Source organism: Brevibacillus sp. AF8, assembly GCF_021270385.1.
In the GTDB taxonomy this organism is placed as follows: domain Bacteria; phylum Bacillota; class Bacilli; order Brevibacillales; family Brevibacillaceae; genus Brevibacillus.
In genome coordinates this window covers 214,685-221,939 of record NZ_JAGQDN010000001.1, presented here as the reverse complement: position 1 = coordinate 221,939, position 7,255 = coordinate 214,685, and the positions used below count along the sequence as shown (strand labels likewise).

Annotated in this window: 1 protein-coding gene; it reads right to left on the bottom strand. The window is 46.2% G+C overall.

All coding sequences use genetic code 11. From position 1 onward, the window contains the following. Positions 1-2: 2 nt before the first annotated feature. A complete protein-coding gene (locus KB186_RS00805; RefSeq protein ID WP_232772902.1) occupies positions 3-6,830 on the bottom strand; it encodes a non-ribosomal peptide synthetase in 6,828 nt (2,275 codons plus the stop codon). Positions 6,831-7,255 lie beyond the last annotated feature (425 nt).

The following is a 7,255-nucleotide window of genomic DNA, read 5'->3' as shown; positions in this document are numbered from 1 at the left end:
ACTTACAAATCGCCTATCAAGTCCATAATGTCATCGAGTTCTTCCAGAGAGAGCTTCTTGTCCACGAAATCACTCGGTGTTAACTCAGAATCTTTCTTTTGCAAACAATGTACAATAATAGCGTTCAAATGAAATTGATAGAGTCCCATGAGCTTGTCTATCGTCGTTTTGTGATACTCATGGCGATTGTAATTCAAATAGATAATCAGCTCACCACCGATAATCTTGGCATACATATCTAGTGGGTGCATGCGTTCGGCGTGCGGGCCTTGTACTCTACCCCCTGATAGATCCGATATCGTAAACAGGTCATTGTCCAGATCGGCATCATACTGTCCCAAATAATTGAACACAACTTCGGGTTGGTTTGTGAAAGGGATGTCTCGTTTGTGCTCGGTCTCTGTGAGATACTTTAAGATGGCATACCCGATTCCTTTATTAGGAATTCCACGCATCGTTTCTTTGACCAGCTTGATCTGCTCCGCCAGTTGGCCTGATTTGGCAGCAGGAAGGACGACTGGGAAAAGGGAAGTGAACCAACCTACCGTACGGGAGACATTCAAGCCTTTTACAATCTCTTCACGTCCATGTCCTTCCAAAAAGACCCTAACATCGTTTGCCCGTGTCCATTCCTGCAACGCCATTCCCAAGGCAGTCAACAAAATCTCTTGCGTTTCCGTTTGGTAGGCGTGATTGGTATGGCGCAGTAATTGTTCCGTCTCCATTTTGGAGAAACGAACTGACGTTGTTATCGTCTCATTTTCGGTCTGGTAAATGGTCTCCTGATCCTTTGGCAATGGACGGGTCTGAATGGATTCGACTTTTTTCCAATAAGCTCGTTCGTTTTCAAGCTTCTTGCTATTGGCGACGTTTTTTAGCTCTTTCGCCCATTTTTGATAAGAATGTGTTTTTTCCGGTAAAGCAATTGGATTGCCTGATGCTACTTGCTGATAGGCGATTCGGAAGTCTTCCAGAATGATTCGCCAGGAAACACCGTCAACAACCAGATGGTGAATCGCAAAAAGCAGATGGTCACCTACTCTTGTCTTGAAGAGCGCTACTTGAACGAGCGGCCCCTCCTGTAAATTCATACTCGCTTGAAGACGGCTTGCTTCTTCTTCCACTTTGTTACGAGCGTCCAGCTCTTCTGTAAAATCAAACACATGGAATTCGAACAGATTACCATCGGCGTCCCGATTAAACTGGACAAATCCCTCATCCGATTCGATAAAGCTCATGCGCAGGGCATCATGATGAAGCACAAGTGCATGGAGAGACTCCATCAATAGTTCGCTATGGAAGCCCTCTCGGCTGAAAACCATCATGGCTTGATTCCAGTGATGTCTACTTGATGTAATCCGTTCAAAGAAGTAGTGCTGGATTGGTGTAAGCAAGACAGGCCCTGTTACCAGTCCCTGATCGATCATGATACTTTCGGAAATGACAAATGGTGCCATTCGTTCGATCGTCGGATATTTAAACAAATGATTGACTGCCATTATGAGATTCATCCGTTGCAGACGAGACGCAATTTGCAAACCCTTGATCGAATCTCCACCAAGCTCGAAAAAGCTGTCTTGAATCCCTACCCGCTCGATGCCAAGTACTTCTCCCCAAACTGTGGCAAGAATCTGTTCCATTTCAGAGCGCGGTGCCACATATTCCACTTCGCTTCCCACACTTCCATCTGGTTCGGGGAGGGCCTTGCGATCTAGCTTACCGTTGGATGTAAGGGGAAACTCCTTCATGAGAACGAAGTGGGCGGGTATCATATATTCTGGCAATTCACGGCGAAGCAGGTCTCGCAATTGACTGACTGTCCATTCCTTCGCGGAAAGCAGATAGGCGCACAAGTATGCCTGATTGTTCTGGTCGACTCGAGCCATAACCACCGCGTCATTAATGGACGCTTCCTGAATCAGTTTGCTACGAATTTCTTCCAGCTCGATGCGGTATCCACGAATTTTTACCTGATGGTCCATCCGTCCGAGATACTCGATATTGCCATCCTCACGATAGCGTGCCAGGTCGCCTGTTCGATAGATACGCTTACCAGCCTCTAATGGATGGGCAACAAATTTTTCTGCTGTCAGCTCTTCGTTATTCAAATATCCTCTTGCCAAGCTGATCCCAGCTATACAAAGTTCGCCAGGAACGCCTATTGGCTGCAATTGTCCGTACCGATTGACGATGTACATGCGATAGTTGGGCAAAGGCTTTCCAATGGGGACAGGATTCTCCAGTGAGTCTTTTGCGAGCGAATAGCGAGACGTGTATATTGTCGCTTCTGTTGGCCCGTAGATGTTTTCCAATTTCACCTCTGGCAGTACTTCATATACTTTTGGCACGAGATCGTCCGGCATCGCTTCCCCACAAGCAAGAATGTACCGCAATCGGTTGGCTTCGTTTCGCCCCTCCAGATATTCGACGAACGGAATCAACATGGATGGCACGAAATTGATGTGGGTGATCCCTTCTTGGACTACCGCGTGCCATATTTCTTTGGGAGTCTTTTCTGCCTCTGGCTCGAGAATCACCAATTTTCCATTTCCAGGTATCCATCCGAAAATTTCGGCTACAGAGATATCAAAAATGTAGGTCGTCTTCAGCAGGATCGCATCTTCACTCATTAGCGGATATTCATCCTGCATGGCATGGAGCACATTGAGCAGCCCCCCGTGTTCAATCATCACGCCTTTGGGCTTCCCGGTTGAGCCTGATGTGTACATGACATACACGAGGTCATCCGGCATGTTAACCAGTGGTAGATTGCTTGTATCTGGGGAAAAGCTACTCTCGCTGTCCAGATCTATAACACCCGCTGTAAAGCTTGCTTTTTCAACGAAACGGGACTGTGCCATCACCATCTTGGCGCCGCTATCTGTGAAAATGTAGGAAATTCGGTCAGCCGGACTGTTCGGATCGATCGGCAGATAGGCTCCACCTGCTTTCAATACGGCGAAAATGGCCACTATCATCTCGAAGGATCGTTCCGATATAAGCATCACCAGATCGTCTGGTTTCACCCCTTTTGTCCGGAGGGTATGTGCCAGTTGATTAGCTCGTTCGTTCAGCTCTCGATACGTCATGCACTGTTCTCCAAGAACCAATGCGATCTTGTCAGGTGTAACAGCAGCCCATTCTTCTAACAACTGCATGATCAATTTGCCGGGGTATGTTTTGGATGTATCGTTTACCCCTAGTAACAAATCGAGGCGTTGCGCTTGGGGCATTAGTTCAAACGTTTTAACTTGCGCCTCCAAAGCGTGAACAGCTTGCAAAAGGAGGTGTTCAAACTGCGCAATCATGCGGTGGATCATGGATTCATCAAACAACCGTGTGTTGTATTCAAAGACAATGTGCAGCTCATTGTCCCGCTCCACTGCTTCTAGTGTCAGGCCGAACTTGCTAATCCTGTTGTTGATATGACGCGTGTAGTTTTCCAACCCTGTCTCCGATGAGCCTTGCATCATGAACATCACATCAAACAGGGGATGACGATTCCCGTCGCGTCTTGCGCCGGAGCCTTCGAGAATTTTATCAAAGGGAACGTACTGGTTTTGCAAAGCGGACAAAAGCTCTTGCTTCACCTGTTGCAGGTTATGTAAGAAGCTTTCTTCATGATCAATTGAGAGTAGAAGTGGCAAGGTATTAACGAACATCCCAAGTATCTCTCGCGTATCTGGATGCTGTCTTCCATCTGTTACGGTACCTAGTATGACTTGCTCGCTGTCGTTATTCATCTTGGATAGCCAGACAGATACGATGGTAAGCATCAGCATATAGAGGGTTCCATCATGTTTGGTTGCGGTGGTCTTGAGCTTTCTCGTGAGTTCTTTGGTTGCGCGATACGTGATCGTAGCCCCATCAAATGTCAGTTGCGGCGGACGTTTTCGTGTAGGAAGCTGAACAACAGGAAGCTCGCCCTCAAGAAGGGTTTTCCAGTAAGTAGCTTGCTGTTTGTATTCCTCGCTTGCATGCCAGTCATTTTGCCATCGCGCAAACGACTTATAGGTATTCTTTAAAGGGGGAAGCTGCTGTTGTTCGAGTAAAGTCTGTAATTCCCGTAACAAAATCGACTTGGATAATCCATCCATGAGGATGTGATGGGAGTCGAGCCAGAGAACCTTTTTGTCAGGAGTTTCAATGATTCCAGCCCGGAGCAATGGCGCTTTTGCCAAGTCGAATGGCTTGATGTGCTCTGCAAGTAGACTGTGCAGGACCTCTTCTACACCCGTCTGACGGACAAATGATAGTTCGGAACACGTGACAATTCGCTTTACGATTTCGTCATGATACATGTGGTACGTGCTTCGTAATCCTTCGTGACGTATCACCAGCTGTTGCAAGGCCAGCTGGATATGCTCCACATCTACGGAGTGGGGAAAGTCAACCGTGAATGTCACATTGTATGCGATCGACTCGGGATCCTGCTGTTGGATAATGTACATCCGTTTCTCCACCGCGGATGTTTCGTATTGCTGTTGTACGGTCAGCTCTTGCAATGGTGGTATGTTCGTCTGCTCTTGCTCTGTGAACAAACGTTTCAATTGGCGAATCGTTGGATGCTTAAAAAGCTGGTCATATCTCAAATCGAATCCGATATTTTTGAACTGGGAAATGAGCTGCATGGCCTTGATCGAGTCCCCACCGCATTCAAGAAAATGGTCGTCGATTCCCACCTGCAAGATTCCTAGCACACTGCTCCACACGTGAGCCAATTGTTGTTCAAGCTCATCAGTCGGCCCGACGTAATATTCCCTCAGCAGCTCCTCATCTCCCTGTACATCTGGCAATGCCCGCTTGTCTACCTTTCCATTCGTGGTGAGCGGTAGCACGTCCATGTGAACAAAGTGAGTCGGGATCATGTAATCAGGAAGATCATTTCCGAGCCATTCCCTCAGCTCGTGAAAAGGGATTTCATCAGGAGCGACATAGTAGCTAACTAGGTATTTGCGGCCATCCTCCCGTTCTTTGGCGATAACGGTTGCCATTTCGACCATTGGATGATTCATGAGGAATGGTTCAATTTCTCCTGGCTCGATCCGATACCCGCGAATTTTCACCAAATTGTCGAGGCGGCCCATGAACTCGATGTTCCCGTCAGGCAACCAGCGTGCCCTGTCTCCCGTGCGGTACATGCGCTCCCCCGTCTGCGGATGAATGATGTATTTCTCAGCAGTCAAATCTGGTCGGTTCACATACCCTCGTCCCAACCCTCTACCGAGAATAAATAACTCGCCTGCTACCCCAATCGGTTGTAATGCCAGCTTTTCGTCCAAAATTAAGATGGAGGTATGACCAATAGGCTTGCCAATCGGAATGCTCTGGTATTGCTTGTCCACCTCAAAAACAGTAGCAAGAATCGTGCACTCTGTCGGTCCATACAAGTTGTACAGCTTGTAAGCACCGCGCCGATCAACCTTTTTTAGCACATCCCCGCCTGTAAGCATCGCTCGAAAAGAACAATTATCCATTTGCATGAACTGTTCAGCTGCTCCCGTCGGAAAAAAGCTGATCGTAATGCCTTCGTGGTTACAATAATCATTCAAGGCAATCAGATCATACTTCAGGGCAGTTGGCACGATGTGTAGTGAAGCGCCCGTAAGCAGATAGGGGAAAATATCCAATACAGATCCGTCAAATGAAAAACTGGAATAGACAAGGGCTTTGTCTTCATGGCTCACTTCAAAGTACTGGCGATGCCATTCACAAAAATTTACCAAGTTGCCATGCTCGATCATCACGCCTTTGGCCAAACCGGTCGATCCCGATGTATACATGACATAGACGAGATCTGTTGATCGATTGACGTGCGGTAGATTCTCTTTTCTGTCGCTAAAGCTATCAGGGTCACACACGTCCATCACTTCTAGTTCGCAGATGCTTTTCGCCTTTTCGATAAAGGGAGTCTGTGTCAATAAAACAGGTGCACTACTGTCGTTTAGCATATAAGCGATTCGTTCATCCGGATAATCCAGATCGATAGGGAGATATGCAGCCCCTGCCTTTAGAACGGCGAGAATACTCACCAGCATGTCCAGTGATCTGTCCATCATGAGCGCCACCAGATCGTCAGGCTTAACTCCTTTGGCACAAAGGTTATGAGCTAACTGATTGGCTCGCTCATTTAGCTGTTTGTATGTCAAGGACTGGTCTTGACATACAGCTGCCAGACTGTCCGGTGACACTTCGACTTGTCGTTCAAACAACTGATGATAGGTTAGATCGCTCTGCCTCTCTACTTGTGTTCGTTTCCCACAAAAACGCTTTAATGCCAGCAGTTCTTTTACGGTAGTCATATTCAGGTTTTTGTAGAAATCTCGGTCTTTTTTGTAGTGAATCGATCCGCCAGTTGGTTGTGGAAAAGGTGTGATCCGCCCGCTGACAATGTTCTCCCATTCTCGGATGAACAGGTCTTCAATCACCTGATTCGCTTTGTTGTAACAATCGATCAACGTATCATCGTCATTAAAAGAAATCTCTTCCTGAACAAGGATATTGCCGGTATCGATGTTCTCGTCTATGAGGTGTAGCGTAACCCCTTTTGGTGTCTCATCCCAAATGCTCCAGAAAACAGGGTCTCTCCCCTTGCTCCAGGGCAAGAGGGATGTATGTAGATTGACAATGCGCCCTTTGAAATGAGAAACGATTTCCTTACCCAGAATATAGCCGTACGCGTAACTGACAACATAGTCAATCTCTTCGAAATATTCGGTTTGTTGCTCCCGTTTTTTTGTGCACACAATGACTTCGTGGTTTCTTGATTCCAGATACTGGACAATCCTGTTTTCTTTGCTCATGAATGTTGTTAGGAATAGTATTCTCAAAAAAACATCACCAGCATTTCTCATAATTTCGTTGACAAAAAGTTGACTTCGATTGAAAATCATCCTAGATGGAAGTTGTACCACATTTTTACTTTTTGTTACATGTTTTTACATATAACTCAAAAATATGGTTCTCTGCAAGTAGTTGTATGTAAATTTTTTTATTTTTTTGGCCCGACAAATAGAGGAAAGAACGCCAAAAGGCGCTACTCTGCTTGTTTTGAGCGATGAAAGGAGGTAAGTTTACCACTGGTAAAAATTGACAATTTCTGACAACTCCCGTTTTCAATGCTGCACTTCGCTCAATTTGACATTTCACTCTGATATGAAATTGCCTCTGTGTCTCCATCTCCAGTTGGTTTTGCCCATTTGGTAATCAACTCATTACCTTTACAGATTTTTAATATTCCGAATTGGATAAAAAG